This is a genomic window from Gracilibacillus kekensis, from assembly GCF_900143085.1.
GTDB lineage: Bacteria > Bacillota > Bacilli > Bacillales > Amphibacillaceae > Gracilibacillus > Gracilibacillus kekensis.
Genome location: NZ_FRCZ01000006.1, coordinates 232,686 through 250,871, shown reverse-complemented (window position 1 = coordinate 250,871; position 18,186 = coordinate 232,686). Strand labels below are relative to the sequence as shown.

Here is an 18,186-nt window from a genome sequence, read left to right as displayed (position 1 = left end):
TTATAGTTAGCAGATCAAATCGTATATGATTTGATCTCTTATTTTTCATATATCACTAGCACATAAATAACAACCTTATTTTTTCTTTGCTAATTCATCACGATCAAGTGCCCTTGGCGGCTCTTCTAACCACCCATGCTTAATCATTAATTTTGCCCCATCATCCGCATATTTTAAGATTTCCGCTACTAGCCTGCTGTACATAATTCCGATATCTCTTCTAGGGCTCATAGATATACTGGCTCCGTAATAACCAATACTGATGGCAGTTAAAGTAGTAGAATAAAACATCATTTTTCTATCAGAAAACGTGTATGCGGTTGAATCTGTTACTTCTGTATCCCATCTCACAGGACTGGGAAGATCATTTTCATTTAAATAAGACTCAAATATTTCGCAATGCTTTTGTGCTATTTCTTTACCTTTTAGAATAAATTCTGTTACATCACTGTTATTTGCAACTTGACTATACCCCATCATAGTGGCAGATCCTAAAGCATTTCTTTGGAAATTGGTGTAAAGGTTTGTAATTTCAGCACCTATTAATGGTCTTTTCTCTCCAAAGTAACCTGCTAGAAAGCTTTTATCTTTCACAAAATCGAAGTTTTCAGGAGTGGGAAGATACGGTGACTTGATATATAACCCCTTTGACAACAATAGCTCATTGGACTTCCTAATAATTTCAACTGATTCACGTAGGCAGTCGCTAAAAAAAGCATAAACATCTGATCTGTGAACAACAGGTAATGCCATACTATAAGCGTTCAATCCCATTTTTCCTAAATAATTAGCTGCGATCAAAGTATATACGTCAGAGAATAATTTAGGGGCTGTTACATTCACATCTTCATCTAATTTGAAGCCATGTGGGACAGGATATCCTTCTGCATTGAATAGTTCTGTTATTTTTTTTATATGTGATTTTGATATAGCTAATGCGTGTTGAAGAATCGGCTTTATTTGTTCATCTTCAACATGATTTAATTCGTGTTCTAAATGACAAATAGTGCCGCTATCATTCATGTAAGTATTCCATAATTGAGTTATCTCCGCCGAAGTTAATCGAATTACTTTTCCATCGAGTTTCATTCTATTCCTCCTTTTTAGGGAATCTAAACTAATATGATTAACTTATCCTAAGAATTGATGAATTATTCGTGGTGATAAGAAAAAAGGGAATTTAAGCCTTTCAGTGAAGTGAGCCACTTAACAAAATGGTGTAGTCATTTTCATTAGAATTGAACAACTGAGACAAAAAGAATTCTAGAATTAGAAAAATCCAAACGATTTCGAAGTCGTTTGGATTTTTATGTTGAAATTTCTTTTTTATTTTTCCTTATTGTAGCCAATTATCTCTTTTGGTAACAGCTGTTTTAACATCAGATCATCTAAACTTTTAAATTGATAGCCTTGTTCTCTGAGATCATCGATTAAATACGCTAAGGCATCCGCGTTATCTTTCGAAACAGTATGCATCAGCACTATTGCTCCAGGATGCATCTGGTCCATCACTTGTTGATAGGCATGTTTCCAACCTTTTTCTGATCCTTCATTCCAATCAACAAATGCCAATGACCAAAAGATATGTGTGTAACCTAACTCATTGGCCCATGCCAGAGAGGTTTCATTAAATGTCCCTTTTGGAGGGCGAATATATTGTACATCCACCTTGTCATCGAGTTTTTCTATCTTTGTGGTCAGTTCTGTCACATCTTTAGTGAAAGCTTCTTTGGAGATCGAAGTAAAGTCACGATGTCCATCTGAATGATTACCAATAATATGACCATCAGCAATCATTCGTTTAACTAATTCAGGTTGATCTTCGACATAATGACCCGTGAGAAAAAATGTGGCTGGCGCTTCTTTCTCTTTTAATACATTCAATATCTGCTCCGTAAACCCTGCTTCATAGCCATTATCAAATGTGAGATATACATGTTTATCTCCTGATGGATCTAGATAGTAACTGTTGTATTTTTCTAATATTTGCTGGTATTTACCTACCTCAGGCTGTTGATTATTTGTTCCCTTTTTATAACCCCAGCCGTAACTTGCTGCACTGAGGTCGATTGGTGCTACTATTAACAGAATCATAAACATTAAACTAAGTTTTTTCATGTGATCACCTTTTTTAATTATTATTGAACAAAAGGATGATCATATCCACTTCGTCTATAAAAGAATGCTGGCAATCCATCCAAATATAAACAATGGAATATTAAAGTGTAAAAAGGTTGGTACACAGGTATCCCAAATGTGATGATGTTTGCCGTCAGCACTTAACCCAGAGGTAGGACCTAATGTACTGTCACTCGCCGGTGAACCTGCATCACCTAACGCACCTGCTGTTCCAATCAATACGGCAATTGCCATTGGCGAAAAACCGGCCGCTACACAGATTGGTACATAAAGAGCTGCTATGATAGGAATTGTTCCAAAAGAAGAACCTATACCTAATGTAATAACCAGACCTACCACTAACAATATAAGTGAAATAATCGCTTGGTTTCCTGCTAACATACTTGATGATGATTCGACTAAGGCATCAACGGCACCTGTTTCTTTAAGAATATTTCCAAAACCAGAGGCGACAAGCATAACGAAAGCAATTGTTCCCATCATTCCTACACCTTGCTGAACAAAAGCATCACCTTCACGCAGTGGTACGGCAAAGAATAATACCATTAAGATTACACCTGTTAAGGCACCGATAACTAAACTTCCCGTTAAAATTTGAGCAATTAAAGCTGCTATAATGGCAATTATAGTGAAAACATGTGACGAATTAAAAGTGATTTTATCCTTTTCATGGTCTACTAATATACTATCTACAGATACGTATTGCTTTGCTTCACGATTTTTTCTATAAGTGAAAAACACTGCAATTAATAAACCAACAACCATTCCAAGACCCGGTAATAATAAAGAGAGTGCTATCTCCTTTATCGTAAGCGTCACACCATTATTACTCATGCCCTCTTGAATGGTTTGATGAAAGAGCAGTCCAAATCCTGCTGGAATCATGACATATGGGGCTTTCAGTCCAAATGTTAGGGCTGTCGCAACTGCACGTCTATCCAATTTCATTTGATCAAATAATTTTAATAATGGCGGTATCAAAATCGGAATAAATGCGATATGCACAGGAACTACGTTTTGTGATAGTGAAGCGATACCTGCTATTACCAATACAAGCATCGTTTTTTTTCCTGTTAATACTTTGATTAATCCACGTACTAAAATTGAAGTAATACCGGTATAACTTATCATAGCGGCAAATACTCCTAACAAAATATAACTTAATGCGGTCGTAGCCTGTCCACCCATACCTTCAATCAACATTTCGATTGCATCTTGAAGATTCATACCTGCCATCATACCTGCCACAATCGCTGCAATGATGATAGCAAAAATGACATGGACTTTTAATAAACTAAGTGCAAGCATAACAATTACTGATACAATAACAATCCATTCCATATTTCTATTCTCTCCCTTTAATGGTTATCCTAGTTCCTTTTCCATTTTTTCGATCATTTCAATCAATTGATCAACATCTTCTATGGATGTTTGTTCAGGATCCATCTGATCAAGCTGTTTAAGGAAATGTTTTAACTGTAATCTTAGTTGTTTAATTTTTTCTTCGTTACTCATAATTTCGCTCCTTTTCTTAAATAAGAACCTCTCTTTATCCCTTACTCATGCTAATAGAAATTCACATACTTGTCTAGAATTTTTTCAATCTCAATTACAGACTTTCGACAAAAAGTACACTTTCTTCACGGGATAAGTAGTGCTGTAGACGGGATATGTTATTGTCTTCACGGGATAAGTCATATTATCCAGTGAAGAACACCAATTATCCCGTGAAGCGGAGAGGATATCCCGTCAAGAGAAGGCATTATGCTGTGAACAACAAAAAAATTTAGCAAAAGTAAAAAAGCATGCAGTCTGGTAAGATTGCATGCTTTTGGGTTATTTTGTTTCGAAGGTGAAGGTGAGGTGGTTGGCGACTGGGATGTAGGCACCTATTTCTTGCTTGGTAACGTTTTTAATCACTATCTTCTTATTCGAACCTTTTAATTCTAGATATACTTCGCCAAGCGTCATCTGACCGGTATCCTTTACAGCAGGAAGATAGGCTTTTAGCTTACCTATTTTCGACTCAGGAACGGAGTAAGTTTTGCTTGATTTGGTTTCTTTTCCGACTACCGCATGAAAAGTAAGAGGTAAATCATGTTGAGCTCTCGCTTGTTGCAAAATCATTTGATTAATTTGATCTGATTGCTCTGCTTTAGCAGTTAAAGCGCCTTTTACATGCTTTTCCTCTATTTGATAGTAAAAAAGATCTTCCTTTTTTTCACCATTCACATTATTAATTTCATTTACATTTACCATTTGAAAATCCCAATTTACTTCAGACGATTCCGACTGATACGATAATGGCCAGTGTCCTAAATACACATTTGCCCTGTAACCAAAAGCAAATGGGGATGGCTTTATTGTTGATTCATTTAATAATTTTATGAGCACTGGATTATCTATATCAATTTTCGCATCCTCTAACAATTCCTTCACTTCATCACTTGGTTCGATTGTTGCATCCTCTTCTGACATTTGAGTGTACGTATTTTCTTTCTCGATAGATGTTACCTGATCTGGAATTTCTTCTTTAGAGTAAGCAATTAGCGGAATCATTAACATCATTAGAGACAGGATGACAGAAAGACCTAGTTTCTCCATATATTTCGCTCCTTTTTTGCTTAGTGTTACAATTGGAGCGAAAAATATGCGTATTAATTACTTAAATTGATAACCTCTAAGGTTTCTGTAATTGTGACACTATCCTCTATCGTCCTAATCATGGAACAATTCTTTCTTGCAATCTCAATGCTTTTTTCCAATTGTTCTTTCTTTAATCCTACTCCTTTAACAACAAAATGCAGTTGAATATCTGTGATCTTATTTGCTTCATCTGGAGCTCTTTCTACCTCTGCTGATATTTTTAAATCATCAATTGCAATTTTTTTCTTATCTAAAATTTTTCGAAAAACAGATGCACTACAGCCGGCAACTGACGATACCATAAGTTGAAATGGTCGATAACCATGCTCTTCATTTCCTGAGATATCTAGTTCACCAAACGGTAATTGTGTTCGAACGCCACCTTCAGAAAGATAAAAATCCATTAAAATTCCTCCTTTAATAATCTCTAAACACAAAGAACTTAACCATAAAAAAGCTTGCTAATGATGAAAGTACCATTGCTAACAATTTTGCTAGATTATAATTCCACCATGAAGGCATATCCATCGCCATAAAAAGTGTATGTGCCCCGATAAATACACCATTACTAATGACTAAACTGACGATAGCTTGTACGATAAAAGAGAAACGTTGATAGGCATTGCCTTCGGAAGTTCTTTTGAACGTAATCGAAGCATTCCAGATATAACTGTTTAGTATTGCTAGAGAGTAGGCAATTGTATTAAACACTAGTAAAATAACACGATTTTCTGTATGAAACAATAACAACAATATATTTAATGCCCCAATATCTATTATGGCATTACTGGCACCGATCATACTAAATTGAAAAAATTGAAAACGTCCACTTTTCTTTGGATGCTTTTTCATATGTCTCCTTCTAATCCTTAATCTTTTGAATTCTCCATAGTTTTACTAACCTCACCAGCTTGCAATCCTGCAACTTGTCTGTAAAAATCTAATGCTTGTTTTGATTGTTCTTCCCATCCCATTTGTTGAACCTCTTGCCATGCCGCTTTTGCCAAACGCCTTCTTAAAGTCTCATCTTCGAAACGCAGGACAGTTTCAATAAAGTTTTCCATACTTTCCGGCTTATAGAGTAAACCATTTACTTCGTCTCGAATTTGTTCTTTCGTGGGTCCACTCCTGGCAGCAACGATTGGCAGCCCAGAAGCCATCGCCTCCATTAAAACTAATCCAAGCGTTTCCGTTGTTGATGGAAATACAAAAACATCAGAAGAAGCATAAGCCTCTGCTAGTTCTTCCCCATGCATAAATCCGGTAAATACGGTATCCGTTCCTTTAAAGTAGTTTTCAAGTGTTGTTCGATGTGGACCATCTCCAACAATAGCTAGTACAAACTGATCGGATTTTTCGATAACAGCTCGAATCTTCTCAATTTCCTTCTCTGCCGCTAATCTCCCTACATATAATAGTAGTTTTTTTGATACCTTACCATTGGATAATTTTCTTCGCATTTCTGGATTCGATTTATTTGGATCAAATAGAATTGTATCAACTCCACGTTTCCAAACTTGTACATTCTTAAATCGTTGGTTATCTAATTCTTCTTTTACTATATGTGACGTGCACAAATTAAGCTCTGCTTTATTATGTAGTTTCCGAAAATACCACCACAATAACCCTTTGAACATAGATAAATGATAGTAGTCTAAATATTTAGGTACTTGCGTGTGATACGAAGCGATTAAAGGAAAGTGTAATTTTTTGGCGTAATGGACACCCGAAGCACCAACAAATCCTGGATTGACAACATGGACAATATCGGGCTGGTATTCTTTCATAATCGCTTTCACTTTTCTATTGGGAAGTGCAAAGGGTTTGGAGCGATAAAAAAACAATTTACGGGCTGGCAACCCAATCACTTCCGCCCCCTTGTACTGATCCACGCCTAAATCAGGTGCAACAACCTTCACCTGATGACCAGCTTGCAAAAAATAGCGTATACTATTCGTTAATCGAGTGACAACACCATCTGTGGATGGCAAAAACGTTTCCGTGATGATTAGTATTTTCATTGTCGCCTCATCCTATCAAGATCTTTTTCTAATATACTTCCCCTTTCTTGCTATCATTAATCAAATCTATTTCCACTTCACACTTGGTAAAATATTCTTCTCGATTACCCGATCCTTATGCTTAATTACAGTTCTTAAGACATCTCTTATTACATCTTCCGTTAATAAGTGTGGTTCAAGTCCTAAATCTTTTAACTTTGTATTTTCAGCTTGATAGAAGTGCTCCTCCAGCTCCACTCTTGGATTTTCTAAATTAGCTATCTTAGTTTCAAAGCCTTCTTCTTTAGCAACGTTTTGTACTTTTTCAGCTAAGTCTGCAACAGAAAATTGTTCTGTAAATTGATTAAACACCCGAAACTCTCCGAAATCGGCAGGATTTTCAGCAGCTATTTCTATACATCTCACGGTATCTTTAATATTTAAAAAGCCTCTTGTTTGTCCTCCTTTACCATATACCGTTAAGTCATAACCGACGGTTGATTGAATAATAAAGCGGTTTAAAGCAGTTCCAAAAACACCATCATAGTCTAAACGATTGGTTAATACTGGATCCAGTTGTGTTTCTTCTGTTTCAAGGCCGTATACAATACCTTGATTAAGATCTGTCGCACGTATACCCCAAATCTTACAAGCAAACATGATATTATGGCTATCATGTACTTTGGACAAATGATAAAAAGACCCTGGTTGTTTTGGAAAAGGTAGTGTATCTTTTCGACCTTTATGCTTGATTTCAATATATCCTTCTTCGATTGGAATGTTCGGAGTACCGTATTCTCCTAGTGTCCCTAGTTTAATTAAATGACAGTCTGGAACCACTTCTTTGATTCCAAATAAAACATTTAATGTTCCCGTTACATTGTTTTCTTGCGTATATACAGCATGTTCCCTATCAATCATCGAATAAGGTGCAGATCTTTGTTCAGCAAAATGAACAAATGCATCCGGTTTTTCTTTTCTTAATATTTCCTTTAGAAAATCGTAATGTACAAGATCACCATCGTATACTGTGATATGTTTACCCGTTAATTCTTCCCATTTTGCTACTCTTTCCTCTAAGGAAGCAATAGGTGTTAGTGAATTGGAATGAAGTTCATTATCTATCTTTCGTCTAACACCATTATCAATAATCGATACATCATGTCCTTTTTCCGATAAATAAAGAGCTGTTGGCCACCCGCAGAAACCATCTCCACCCGCTACAATTATTCTCATTAAAAACCCCACCTTTTTAATAGAATGCATACTCTATATTCATATTATTAAAATGGTATCATGAATACAAAATATAAAACAAAGTTTAAAGAATATTTACACAATTTTAATACAAAAAAAGTAACAAGCTCAATGCTTGTTACTTTTTTTGATCACATATATTTACTGAACCTTTTTTCTAATCGTTCTTGAATAATAGATATTATAATACACAATGGCCAATAAATGAGAGCTACTAATATATACATTGTTAACGAATCAAAGCTTCTACCACCAGCTATTTGGGCTTTCTGAAATAGTTCGGGAACTGTAATAACTGCAGCAAGCGATGTGGCTTTCACTAAGTCCAAGAAAACATTCGTCAAAGGTGGCATCGCAATACGAGCACCTTGTGGCAGAATAATTTTCATTAGTGAGCTCCAATAGCCTAAGCCTAGTGCTTTTGCTGACTCCCATTGTCCTTTTGGTACACTGTTAATCGAAGCACGAATCACTTCTGCAATGTAAGCAGCACTATTTAATCCAAAGCCTAAAATAGCTGCCGATAATGCAGACATCTGTAAATTTACGGTTTCAATCATAGGCAACCCATAGTACAAAATAAATAGAAATACTAAAATGGGGGTACCTCGCATAAACGAAATATATATTCTCGCAGGATATCTTAGAACGATTAACTCAGAGCTACGTGCTAGTGATAAAAATAATCCTAGCACTAACCCCAACGCCATACTCCCTAAAGAGACGATAATCGTCATTGGTAAACCACTAAGAATCAACGGGAGGTTTTCAATCGCTAATTTAATATCAAAAAAATCTTCCACATCTATCACACCTTATAGGTCAAGCCCTTCAATTTCTTCAATATCTTCTTCTGGTTTTTGGGAGGCATCTTCCTGATAAAATTGAGTTGCAAGCTCTGTTAATGTACCATCTTCTCTCATTTCAGCTATTACTTTATTAATCTCCTGTTGCAACTTTTGTGCATCCTTATCCATCACAACCGCTTGCTTTGTTGGGTGGAATTTTAAATCTGGATGCAGATGAATATCGAAATCAGGAAATGCACCCACTCCAAATTTTGATAAGAAATAGTCATTAACGATTACATCTGTATTACCATTATGAACATCTCTCAGATAAGCTTCATTTGGAGCATTACCATATGTAACAACTTCTGCACCGAAATGTTCTGCAATCTGGCTAAAGATTGTTGTAGCTCCACCACCAGCACGTTTCCCTTCTAAATCTTCCAAGCTCTCAATACCTGAATTATCGTCTTTTCTGACAACCATTGTTGTGTAAGAGTATTTATATGGTTCTGAGAACGCAAACTGTTTTTTTCTCTTATCCGTTACTTCTATGTCATTAACCGCCACATCAATTCTTCCACTCTCAATAGCCGGTAACATACTATCAATACCAAGAATCTCAAACTTTACATCTAAATCTAAACGTTTAGCTACTTCTCGCATAACTTCCACATCATAACCTGTTAAATTTTCTTCATCGTCATATGTTGAAGCAGCAATTAAAGTACCAGATGTTCCAGCTACTATTGTACCTTTTTCCTGAATTTCATCCCATTTTTCACTATTTTCACTACATGCAAACAGGATTGACGTCATTATAATAAAACTCATAAATCCAAGAATTTTCTTCATTATTACTACACCCCTTATCATTTGTTATATGTATTCTCCTTTATTGAAGATAACAGTTTATCTTTTTTATTTCAATGTTTTTGCAATCTGTTATAGTGGAATTTATCTTCTGTTATATTATCCCATTACTTATTTAATCACCATTGACTTTTTTCGAAGAAATGCTATTATTAAATTAGTTTTTATTTTATAATCATTATAATTAAAATATAATGATAATCATTGTCATATAAGACTTTTGATGAATTCTATTCTCAATTAATAAGGAGAGGGGATTACAATGAGTAATGTAATTAAAATAATTTTAAATAAACCAATATTCGATAACAAGAATACATGGAAGAATTCCCGAATTTTTTCATTCATTTGGAAACACCGAGAATTGATTGCTGCTTTGTTTAGTGGGTTATTGATACTATCTGCATGGTTATTACATGATTCGCTTCCTGAAAGAAGTTGGACTATCATTTTGCTTAGTGCTTTTATTATCGGTGGTTATGCAAAAGCAAAAGAAGGAATTACAGAAACAATCTCCGAGAAAAAATTAAATGTTGAACTTCTTATGATCATGGCCGCTATCGGAGCAGCTTCGATCGGATATTGGACAGAAGGTGCGATTTTGATATTCATTTTTGCGCTATCTGGTGCATTAGAAACCTATACAGAAAACAAAAGTGAAAAAGAATTAGAATCATTAATGAATTTACAACCAGAAACGGCAACACTTTTAAACAATAAACAAGTAAAAGTCTCTAAGTTACAAATCGGCGATCATATTATCATCAAAGCTGGCGAACGAGTTCCTGCAGATGGGGTAATTACTAAAGGGGAAACATCGATCGACGAAAGCGCATTGTCAGGAGAAGCGATTCCTGTCATTAAGAATGCAGAGGACAACGTTTTTGCAGGCACAGTTAACATGAATGGCACATTATTTGTAGAGATCCATACATTACCTGATCAAACGCTTTTTCAAAAAATCATTCAGCTTGTTCAACATGCACAAAATGAGCGGTCGCCATCCCAACAATTTATTGAGCGTTTTGAAAGCACTTATGTAAAAGTTGTTTTAGTTTCAGTAGGCTTTATGATGTTTTTGCCGCATTTCTTATTTGGCTGGTCTTGGACAGATACCATTTATCGTGCCATGATTTTATTAGTCGTTGCTTCACCTTGTGCTCTCGTTGCCGCGATCATGCCAGCAACATTATCTGCCATCTCAAACAGTGCAAGAAATGGCGTTCTTTTTAAGGGTGGCATGTATGTCGAGGGTTTATCTACTATTGATACAATTGCCTTTGACAAAACAGGTACATTAACAAAAGGTGAACCAGTCGTAACAGACGCGTTTATTCATTCGGCGTATTCTTATCCATATATCGCCGATGTGATCTATGCAATTGAAAATGAATCCAATCATCCATTAGCTCAAACGATGACAGTCTGGGCACGTGACAATAAAAAGGATACCACTGTCACTGTTGAAGATGTTAAACACATTAACGGGAAGGGATTAAAAGGTTGTATTGATAACGAAGAATGGTTTATTGGTAATAAAGCGATGGTTGGAGATAGCCAGGCTGAGGAGTTTATTAATGCACAGGGTGTTAATACGGATTTGCATGTTGAAAAAACGATGGTCTTTGTTAAAAAGGCTGAGGAAGTTATCGCGATTTTTCTCTTGAAGGATACGTTACGCAAAGATTCTATTGAGGCGATAGAGACATTAAATAAAATGGGTATAAAAACTGTAATGTTAACCGGTGATAACAAAAGTACAGCTGCTGCTATCGCTAAAGAAGCTAATATTGATGAATTTTATGCGAACTGTTTACCTGAAGACAAAGTAACACACCTAAAACAGTTAGCTGAGAATAATCAAAAAGTAGCAATGATTGGTGACGGAATTAATGATGCACCTGCTTTAGCAACAGCGAACATCGGAATAGCAATGGGGGCAGGTAGTGATATCGCATTGGAAACTGCCGATGTCGTCTTAATCAAGAATAAACTTTCAAAAATCGTCAAGGCCGTAAACTTGTCTAAAAAAATGAATCGAATTATCAAACAAAATATCGTTTTTTCTATCGCTGTAATCCTAACACTTATCGCTTCTAACTTCTTGCAACTAATCGATATGCCACTTGGAGTTATCGGACATGAAGGCAGCACCATCCTAGTCATACTAAACGGCTTACGTCTGTTAACATTAAAATAAAACAAAAAGCGGGGATTCTCTTCACGGGATAAGTGGTGTTGTAGACGGGATATTCAGTTGTCTTCACAGGATATAGTGATCGCTTCACGGGATAAGTCATAATATCCCGTCAAGAGCAGGCATTATCCCGTGAAGCGAAGTAGTTATCCCGTGAAGAGCAGGCATTATCCCGTGAAGAGAACAAGGCTGACGATTAGTCGTAAGCCTTGTGTTTGCTTTCTATTTCTGCGTTAATTTCTCCTCCGGTGATAATGATGATGCCCGATATGTAAAACCATATCATTAGGATGATCACACCACCTAAGCTTCCATATGTGGCCGAATAATTACCCATTGACGATACATAGTAGGAGAATGCTAATGAGGTTAATTGCCAAAACACAGTAGCAAAGATCGCCCCGATATAAACATGTTTAAAATAAACCTTTTTGCTCGGAGCTAATCGATAGAGCATTATTAAAACAATAAAGAAAATTACCGACGAAATTACCCATCTTAATGCATTCCACAAATCTAAGAATCCTGCTGACAATCCGAATAATGAAAACAGGTAAACACCAATCATCCGCCCAAATATAGGTAAAAGAAAAGCGATAAGTATGACAAGCAGCATCGCAATCGTTAAGACAATCGAAATTCCTCTAGTCACAACGAAAGATCGTTCTTCATCAATATTATATGCTTTATTAAATGAACGTATTAATGCATTAATACCATTGGAAGCAGACCAGAGGGTACCAATAATACCAATCGACAATAACCCACCATTACGATTATTCATAATTTGCGTTAGATTATCATTCAAAAGTGTTATGATTCCGTCTGGTGCGTAGGTAGAAACAAAGTTCATTACGTCAATATCATTGAAAGGTAAGTAACCTACTAAGGTTACAAGAAAAATCATAAAAGGAAACAAGGATAACAATAAAAAATAAGATAATTGAGCCGCTAATCCCGGAACCTCATCAGACGTAATTCGATCAAACAGCCGCTTTAGAAAACGAACAAACGGTTGATTTAACCATTTCTTTTTCATTTAGCATCTCTATTGTCTATTTTCTTTGTGACTTCCTGTAATTGATTAAGCATATCTAACGCTGTGGTTAACCCGGAAGAGAGCTGCTCCGAACATTTCGCATATCCTGCATTAAGTTGATGGATAGCATCTGCAGGATTTTTGGCATAATATACAGATTTATCTCCACAATTTTTTAGGTTTTTTGATACAAAAATTCGTGTATCTCGATCAAATAATGTAAGCAAACCTCCAACTAATGCTCCAGCTGCAATTCCTTTAATCAGTGTTTCTTTTCCCATAACCTATCAACCCTTCTCTACTTATTTTGGCTAATGCTTATAAGTCGTGTTCTTTTTTTATATACTCGAATAAATGTTCACAACCTTCTTGAACTAACTCGAATGTATAATCAAAATTTTTCGTAAAATATGGATCAGGTACATTTTGTTCTATTGGTTGATCAATAAAATCCATTAGTTTTTTTACTGTTACCTTTGCAGCTTCAAAATTAAATTGTTGTAAGTCATCCATGTTCTGCTGATCCATAGCAATGACATAATCGAATTCTTCTAAGTCATTCTTTATAATTTGACGTGCCTTTTGCCCTTGATATGAAATTTTCATCTCATCTAATTTTTTTCTTGTTCCTTGATGTGGAGGATTACCAATATGCCAATCACCTATTCCTGCTGAATCAATTACAAATCTATCCTCAAGTCCCTTCTCTTTGATAATTTGTCGAAAGACCGCCTCTGCCATCGGTGATCTGCATATATTTCCTAAACAAATAAATAACACATTAATCATATAATACCACCTCATTCATTATGCTAATCCTCTTTTTTTGTTAAGAGTAAGCTAACAATTTCTCTTTTATTAATTCTGGTTCCACTGGTTTACTATAGAAATAGCCCTGATAATAATCACAATCCTGATTTTGAATAAAAGAAAGAATCTGTTCACCTTCTACCCCTTCTGCTACTACCTTCAAACCAAATGTATGTCCTAATTGAATCATTGCTTTAATAATTTCAGCACTTCCCGATTGACTAAATAATTCTTTTATAAAGGACTTATCAATTTTTAAATAATTAATTGGGAATTTTTGCAAATACCCCATAGAGGAATAACCTGTACCAAAATCATCAATCGATAATGAAATGCCCATCTCTCGTAGTTGGTTCATTCGATCAATACATTCTTCAGTGTTTTGCATGATGCTGTTTTCTGTAATTTCAATCTCTAAATAATTTGGGTCCATCCCTGTTTCCTTAATAATCTTCTTTACTCTTTTTAAAAATTCTGATTGTTGTAACTCTACGGCAGAAACATTGACAGCTACTATCACTGGTTTAAGTCCACTTGATTGCCATTTTACAAATTGGCTGCATGCTTCCCGTAATACCCATTCTCCAATTTTTTCGATCATACCGATTTCTTCTGCAATTGGAATGAAAGTGGATGGAGGGATCATACCTTTCTTACCATGTTCCCATCGTATCAATGCTTCGACACCAACTATTTCATTCGTATGTACGTCTACCTTTGGCTGATAAGATAGCGTAAATTCATTGTATTGAAATGCTTTACGTATGTCTGATTCGAGCAATAATATCTCATTATATTTTTCACTCATTTGATTATTATATTCAATTACACGATTGCCACCCTTGACTTTACCATAATGAACGGCAACACTTGCTCTATTAATATATTCTTCTGCTTCTTCAACAGATTCATTCATATAACTTATACCTATTGTTCCTGTCATATAAAAGTCATTTTTCGATAACACAAATGGCTGTCGAATAATATGCAGAATCTCTTCTGCTAATCGACTAATGTCTTTTATCGTTTGGTCCATAACAATAACAAATTCATCTCCACCAAAACGGTAGATTTTGCAACCTCTAGGAGTTATTTGCAGAAGCCGCTCTGAAATCAGCGAAATTACTTGATCTCCCGCATATTGCCCTAATGTGTCATTTATATTTTTCAACCGATCTAAATCACACATAATCAGTGCTTTAAGAGGATTAATTTTCTTATCTTTAATGCTTTCATCTAAATCTTTCAGTAATTTATCTCGATTAGGAAGATTTGTTAACCTGTCATATGCTCGTAAATATTCTATTTCCTGCTCTGCTTTTTTAAATGATGTAATATCGATAGAAGTACCAACAATTTCGATTACTTGCCCATTTTTTACGATTGGCGATAACATCGAATATATATCACATTGCTGATAGGTGTGTCTAAATGATACTTCTTTACCTGTTAACGATTCTTGTATCTTTTCTTTAAACAAAGCTTTCAAACCATGATCCAATATAGATAAGTCTGCATTTTTTCCGATTAAGTTATCAGATAAATCTAATTTCTCTTTTAACTTCCCGGCTAACAATGAAAAATAGAAACGATCATTCTCTTGGCGGATTACAAATATCAAGTTCATATTGTGCTTCAGTATTTGTTCGTAATTATGTTTTTCTTCCAAAAGATTATTGCTTTTATTTATCGTATTCTTAATACGAGCTTCGGCTTGTTTCATTGTTTTTTCATTTGGCATTGTTGTCACCTTTTTTTATAGTTTCTTTTAGTATACGTTAATCAGGTCAACTTAAAAAGTAACTTTAGGACTTTTTTCTACTTTTTCCCTATAATTCACTTAATTTCTAATATATTCGACTTATTTTTGTGCTGCACGTATATACATTAACCTAACTTATCGATTCTTTTTTGTAAGGTTGCTTTGACATTTGCAGCAAGTCCCGTTAACTGAAGATAATTTTGCATTCGTTGCTTATTTTTACGATCATGAAATAAACAATCAAAAATTTCAAAGGATGTTACGCGGTTTCTATCTTCTTTTATCTTCTTTAGTTCATCTGTCGGCTTTACTGTTCCTTCTTTTAATACTCGAAAGTAAAATCCACTATAACCTGTCTCTGTTACCACAGCAGGCATCTCTTTAATGCCATGAGTTTTCGCTATTTTGTAACAAGGTTGTCGCGGTTGAGATACTTGAATTTTTGCTTCCCCTAATTGAAAGGTGTCACCGATAAAGACATCCTTTTCTGTAAGACCCTCAATCGTTATATTTTCACCAAAAGCGGGATAAGAAAAAGTTTTATTATATTGTTTGTTCCAAAATAAATAATGGTCTTTTGGATACAAGAGTAATGCTTTTTCTTCTCCACCATGATTTATTAAATCTGCCTGTCCATCTTCTTCAAAACCAGTTAACGTTAAAAAGCTAGGTTTATAAATCGGTTTTTTAATAAAGCCAGTCCTGATATCTTTTCCTTCTAATTGATATATTTTTGGTTTTCCTACGTTTAAAGAGAAAATACGATAAGTCATCCGAACCCTCCTCCCACTTGTATAATTTCTATTATACAAAAAAATACCTATAATAATTACCATTAACCCCTTTTCACTATAATTTTCAGATGTTAGAATGGCATCTGCAAAATTTTTAGTAAGGAGTGTTGAATTATGCATGTAGGCAGCAAAGGTTGGTACGTAGAAAAATTGAAAGAAAAAGGTGTGCGTCATCATGAAGGAAGAAAAATCGAAAAATTCAAAGCACACGTCCTTGCGAATTTATTAGAAGAAACAGAATAACAAACTGTCTTAAAAACCCCTTTAGAATCGGCGGTCTTTAACGTTGCAAATAGTAGCAGACCATACACTGGTCTGTTACTTTTTTTGATAGTAATATAATTGTTAAAATACACCACCCTTTCTACCGTCATAATTCTAGATTAAAAAAAGAATAACTATATATAAAGGAGACAACCATTAAAGAAACATTTGAATTTCTAATGGTTAATTAAACGTGTCATAAAGATCATTTTTGTGATAAAAACGTACAACATATGGAGGTAACAGCATGTTTTCAAATACTGAAATTGGAATTGATTTAGGTACAGCAAATATTCTTATATACGCAAAAAATAAAGGTATTATTTTAAATGAACCATCTGTCGTTGCTGTTGATACAACTACTAATCAAGTGGTTGCAGTCGGTAACGAAGCAAAAGAAATGATTGGTAAAACGCCACGAAATATTGTTCCGATTCGTCCGCTAAAAGACGGTGTGATTGCTGATTTTGATATGACAACACAAATGTTAAAAGCATTCCTGAAAAAAGTTAGCAAAAAAGCAGGAGTATCGATGCGAAAGCCAAGTGTAGTGGTTTGTACTCCTTCTGGCAGTACAGCGGTGGAACGAAGAGCTATTGATAATGCAGTGAAAAATTTTGGTGCAAAAGAAGTACATTTAATTGAAGAACCAGTAGCAGCTGCCATCGGTGCAGACTTACCTGTCGCAGAACCGACAGCAAGTATGATTGTTGATATTGGTGGAGGCACCAGTGAAGTTGGTATTATTTCCTTTGGTGGTGTAGTAGCCAGCCGTTCCGTTCGTGTAGGTGGAGATCATATGGATGAAGAGATTATCCAATATATTAAACGCCATTACAATGTATTAATCGGTGAAAGCAGTGCCGAAAAGATTAAAATGGAGATCGGTTATGCGTTAGTCGAGCATTCGGAAGAAGAAATGGATGTTAGAGGACGTGACCTTGTTACTGGTTTGCCAAAAGTGGTCAGCATTCGTTCAACAGAAATCCAGCGCTCTATTAAAGAAGTATTGGAATCCATCTTACATGCCATCACTGAGACATTAGAAAGTTGCCCACCTGAATTAAGCGGAGATATTGTAGATCAGGGGATCACGATTACTGGTGGTGGATCATTGCTAAAAGGAATGCAAGAATGGTTATCTAATGAAGTGAATGTTCCAGTACACCTTGCTCAAAATCCTTTAGAATCTGTTGCCATTGGTACAGGACGCTCTTTAAAAATGATCCAGAAGTTACAGAAAGCTGTAAAGTAATACTTCCATCCTGATTTATTTAAGAGGTGCGACTATACATGAACTCCATAAACACTATGATATAATTGGAAATAATATTATTAATTTAAAGGAGTTATCGTATGAAAGCACCCTTCACTATCTCCAAAGAGAAAAAAGAAGAAATGATAACATCGATTCAAGATTTCTATCTAAACGAACGCCAAGAAGAAATAGGAAATTTAGAAGCAGGCTTTTTATTAGATTTTTTCATGAATGAAATTGCTCCGACCTTTTACAATCAAGGGATAAAGGATGCTCACCAGTTCTTAAGTGAAAAATTAGAAGATGTTTTTGAAATCGAGAAAATAGAAAAATAAACAGATGAAGAGTGTCTGAAGCAT

20 protein-coding genes are annotated in these 18,186 nt (G+C 35.3%); 4 read left to right on the top strand and 16 right to left on the bottom strand.

Going from position 1 to position 18,186, the window contains the following annotated elements:
- Nucleotides 1–75: 75 nt before the first annotated feature.
- From BUC25_RS14945 to BUC25_RS14900, 11 genes are all read right to left on the bottom strand, one after another.
- Nucleotides 76–1,089, bottom strand: coding sequence for a DUF3231 family protein (locus BUC25_RS14945; protein WP_073202691.1), 1,014 nt, complete (start codon nt 1,087–1,089; stop codon nt 76–78).
- 237 nt (nt 1,090–1,326) lie between these two features.
- On the bottom strand, nt 1,327–2,118 hold the full coding sequence (gene pdaA / locus BUC25_RS14940) for a delta-lactam-biosynthetic de-N-acetylase (RefSeq protein WP_073202690.1): 792 nt from the start codon (nt 2,116–2,118) through the stop codon (nt 1,327–1,329).
- 54 nt (nt 2,119–2,172) lie between these two features.
- Nucleotides 2,173–3,480 carry a Na+/H+ antiporter family protein gene (locus BUC25_RS14935; protein WP_073202689.1) on the bottom strand — a complete coding sequence of 436 codons (1,308 nt, stop codon included), beginning with the start codon at nt 3,478–3,480 and terminating at the stop codon, nt 2,173–2,175.
- A gap of 24 nt (nt 3,481–3,504) precedes the next feature.
- Entirely contained in the window at nt 3,505–3,654 is a 150-nt protein-coding gene (locus BUC25_RS19435) for an SE1561 family protein (RefSeq protein ID WP_170862712.1), read from the bottom strand.
- Nucleotides 3,655–3,975: 321 nt separating this feature from the next.
- Complete coding sequence (locus BUC25_RS14930; protein WP_073202688.1) at nt 3,976–4,743, bottom strand: YfkD family protein; 768 nt, start codon at nt 4,741–4,743, stop codon at nt 3,976–3,978.
- 53 nt (nt 4,744–4,796) lie between these two features.
- A complete protein-coding gene (locus tag BUC25_RS14925) occupies nt 4,797–5,189 on the bottom strand; it encodes an OsmC family protein (protein ID WP_073202687.1) in 393 nt (130 codons plus the stop codon).
- Between the two features lie 13 nt (nt 5,190–5,202).
- On the bottom strand, nt 5,203–5,637 hold the full coding sequence (locus BUC25_RS14920; protein ID WP_073202686.1) for a GtrA family protein: 435 nt from the start codon (nt 5,635–5,637) through the stop codon (nt 5,203–5,205).
- Between the two features lie 17 nt (nt 5,638–5,654).
- Entirely contained in the window at nt 5,655–6,806 is a 1,152-nt protein-coding gene (locus BUC25_RS14915) for a glycosyltransferase family 4 protein (protein WP_073202685.1), read from the bottom strand.
- A gap of 66 nt (nt 6,807–6,872) precedes the next feature.
- On the bottom strand, nt 6,873–8,021 hold the full coding sequence (locus BUC25_RS14910; protein ID WP_073202684.1) for an NAD-dependent epimerase/dehydratase family protein: 1,149 nt from the start codon (nt 8,019–8,021) through the stop codon (nt 6,873–6,875).
- A gap of 152 nt (nt 8,022–8,173) precedes the next feature.
- Nucleotides 8,174–8,845, bottom strand: a complete 672-nt coding sequence (locus BUC25_RS14905) for an amino acid ABC transporter permease (protein WP_084543482.1) — start codon at nt 8,843–8,845, stop codon at nt 8,174–8,176.
- A 12-nt stretch (nt 8,846–8,857) separates the two neighbouring features.
- A complete protein-coding gene (locus BUC25_RS14900; protein WP_073202683.1) occupies nt 8,858–9,685 on the bottom strand; it encodes a transporter substrate-binding domain-containing protein in 828 nt (275 codons plus the stop codon).
- A 280-nt stretch (nt 9,686–9,965) separates the two neighbouring features.
- On the opposite strand from BUC25_RS14900, the gene BUC25_RS14895 reads away from it, so the two are divergent.
- Nucleotides 9,966–11,903, top strand: coding sequence for a heavy metal translocating P-type ATPase (locus BUC25_RS14895; protein WP_084543481.1), 1,938 nt, complete (start codon nt 9,966–9,968; stop codon nt 11,901–11,903).
- 193 nt (nt 11,904–12,096) lie between these two features.
- Here BUC25_RS14895 and BUC25_RS14890 read toward each other — a convergent pair whose 3' ends face one another.
- The 5 genes from BUC25_RS14890 to BUC25_RS14870 form a co-directional block, all read right to left on the bottom strand.
- Nucleotides 12,097–12,939 (bottom strand): YihY/virulence factor BrkB family protein, encoded by an 843-nt coding sequence (locus BUC25_RS14890; RefSeq protein WP_073202682.1) that lies wholly within the window; start codon nt 12,937–12,939, stop codon nt 12,097–12,099.
- A complete protein-coding gene (locus BUC25_RS14885) occupies nt 12,936–13,220 on the bottom strand; it encodes a hypothetical protein (RefSeq protein ID WP_073202681.1) in 285 nt (94 codons plus the stop codon). The genes BUC25_RS14890 and BUC25_RS14885 overlap by 4 nt, the downstream gene beginning before the upstream one ends.
- Before the next feature lie 37 nt (nt 13,221–13,257).
- A complete protein-coding gene (locus tag BUC25_RS14880) occupies nt 13,258–13,728 on the bottom strand; it encodes a low molecular weight protein-tyrosine-phosphatase (RefSeq protein WP_073202680.1) in 471 nt (156 codons plus the stop codon).
- A 40-nt stretch (nt 13,729–13,768) separates the two neighbouring features.
- Nucleotides 13,769–15,490, bottom strand: coding sequence for a sensor domain-containing protein (locus BUC25_RS14875; protein WP_244535199.1), 1,722 nt, complete (start codon nt 15,488–15,490; stop codon nt 13,769–13,771).
- Between the two features lie 146 nt (nt 15,491–15,636).
- The gene (locus tag BUC25_RS14870; protein ID WP_073202679.1) at nt 15,637–16,284 is read right to left on the bottom strand and encodes an MOSC domain-containing protein; all 648 of its coding nucleotides are present in this window, start codon (nt 16,282–16,284) and stop codon (nt 15,637–15,639) included.
- A 135-nt stretch (nt 16,285–16,419) separates the two neighbouring features.
- Here BUC25_RS14870 and BUC25_RS14865 point away from each other — a divergent pair, with 135 nt between their 5' ends.
- The 3 genes from BUC25_RS14865 to BUC25_RS14855 all read left to right on the top strand — a co-directional run bounded on the left by BUC25_RS14865 (nt 16,420) and on the right by BUC25_RS14855 (nt 18,162).
- The gene (locus BUC25_RS14865) at nt 16,420–16,548 is read left to right on the top strand and encodes a YflJ family protein (protein ID WP_073202678.1); all 129 of its coding nucleotides are present in this window, start codon (nt 16,420–16,422) and stop codon (nt 16,546–16,548) included.
- A 268-nt stretch (nt 16,549–16,816) separates the two neighbouring features.
- Nucleotides 16,817–17,824, top strand: a complete 1,008-nt coding sequence (mreBH, locus tag BUC25_RS14860; protein ID WP_058306071.1) for a rod-share determining protein MreBH — start codon at nt 16,817–16,819, stop codon at nt 17,822–17,824.
- A gap of 101 nt (nt 17,825–17,925) precedes the next feature.
- Entirely contained in the window at nt 17,926–18,162 is a 237-nt protein-coding gene (locus BUC25_RS14855; protein ID WP_073202677.1) for a DUF2164 domain-containing protein, read from the top strand.
- Nucleotides 18,163–18,186: the final 24 nt, after the last annotated feature.

Excerpts from the sequence above, each read along its gene's own strand:
- BUC25_RS19435 (WP_170862712.1), bottom strand. The coding sequence starts at position 3,654 with ATGAGTAACGAAGAAAAAATTAAACAACTAAGATTACAGTTAAAACAT.
- BUC25_RS14915 (WP_073202685.1), bottom strand. The coding sequence starts at position 6,806 with ATGAAAATACTAATCATCACGGAAACGTTTTTGCCATCCACAGATGGT.
- pdaA (WP_073202690.1), bottom strand. The coding sequence starts at position 2,118 with ATGAAAAAACTTAGTTTAATGTTTATGATTCTGTTAATAGTAGCACCA.
- BUC25_RS14930 (WP_073202688.1), bottom strand. The coding sequence starts at position 4,743 with ATGGAGAAACTAGGTCTTTCTGTCATCCTGTCTCTAATGATGTTAATG.
- BUC25_RS14910 (WP_073202684.1), bottom strand. The coding sequence starts at position 8,021 with ATGAGAATAATTGTAGCGGGTGGAGATGGTTTCTGCGGGTGGCCAACA.
- BUC25_RS14900 (WP_073202683.1), bottom strand. The coding sequence starts at position 9,685 with ATGAAGAAAATTCTTGGATTTATGAGTTTTATTATAATGACGTCAATC.
- BUC25_RS14920 (WP_073202686.1), bottom strand. The coding sequence starts at position 5,637 with ATGAAAAAGCATCCAAAGAAAAGTGGACGTTTTCAATTTTTTCAATTT.
- BUC25_RS14880 (WP_073202680.1), bottom strand. The coding sequence starts at position 13,728 with ATGATTAATGTGTTATTTATTTGTTTAGGAAATATATGCAGATCACCG.
- BUC25_RS14870 (WP_073202679.1), bottom strand. The coding sequence starts at position 16,284 with ATGACTTATCGTATTTTCTCTTTAAACGTAGGAAAACCAAAAATATAT.
- BUC25_RS14890 (WP_073202682.1), bottom strand. The coding sequence starts at position 12,939 with ATGAAAAAGAAATGGTTAAATCAACCGTTTGTTCGTTTTCTAAAGCGG.
- BUC25_RS14855 (WP_073202677.1), top strand. The coding sequence starts at position 17,926 with ATGAAAGCACCCTTCACTATCTCCAAAGAGAAAAAAGAAGAAATGATA.
- BUC25_RS14945 (WP_073202691.1), bottom strand. The coding sequence starts at position 1,089 with ATGAAACTCGATGGAAAAGTAATTCGATTAACTTCGGCGGAGATAACT.
- BUC25_RS14935 (WP_073202689.1), bottom strand. The coding sequence starts at position 3,480 with ATGGAATGGATTGTTATTGTATCAGTAATTGTTATGCTTGCACTTAGT.
- BUC25_RS14875 (WP_244535199.1), bottom strand. The coding sequence starts at position 15,490 with ATGCCAAATGAAAAAACAATGAAACAAGCCGAAGCTCGTATTAAGAAT.
- BUC25_RS14925 (WP_073202687.1), bottom strand. The coding sequence starts at position 5,189 with ATGGATTTTTATCTTTCTGAAGGTGGCGTTCGAACACAATTACCGTTT.
- mreBH (WP_058306071.1), top strand. The coding sequence starts at position 16,817 with ATGTTTTCAAATACTGAAATTGGAATTGATTTAGGTACAGCAAATATT.
- BUC25_RS14885 (WP_073202681.1), bottom strand. The coding sequence starts at position 13,220 with ATGGGAAAAGAAACACTGATTAAAGGAATTGCAGCTGGAGCATTAGTT.
- BUC25_RS14865 (WP_073202678.1), top strand. The coding sequence starts at position 16,420 with ATGCATGTAGGCAGCAAAGGTTGGTACGTAGAAAAATTGAAAGAAAAA.
- BUC25_RS14895 (WP_084543481.1), top strand. The coding sequence starts at position 9,966 with ATGAGTAATGTAATTAAAATAATTTTAAATAAACCAATATTCGATAAC.